This window comes from Idiomarina sp. ST10R2A5 (assembly GCF_051842325.1).
Classification (GTDB): domain Bacteria; phylum Pseudomonadota; class Gammaproteobacteria; order Enterobacterales; family Alteromonadaceae; genus Idiomarina; species Idiomarina abyssalis.
On the sequence record NZ_JBNIEX010000053.1, the window covers coordinates 1 to 256 of the forward strand.

General features: G+C 49.2%; 1 protein-coding gene. It reads left to right on the plus strand.

Features of this window, described 5'->3' with window-relative positions; genetic code table 11:
• A partial coding sequence (locus ACP7FG_RS13100) for a BREX system Lon protease-like protein BrxL (RefSeq protein WP_439226643.1) occupies positions 1–256 on the plus strand: 256 nt, incomplete at both ends.

The window sequence follows — 256 nt, forward strand, 5'->3', positions numbered from 1 at the left end:
CCTGATAATGCGAACAGTCCAAAGAGCCTCTTCGGCATCGACTCATTCAAACCCATACAGGTATCAAATCTTGACCTTGACCAACTGAAAGATCGACGTAACGATTTCACGCGTGACGAATGGATGGACCTTCTCCTTCAGACCGTCGGCTACGACCCCTCTTCATTTAGCGACCGCGAGAAATTCCTCTTCTTAGCTCGGTGTATCCCGCTCGTCGAGTCAAATTACAACTACGTCGAATTGGGACCACGTGGAA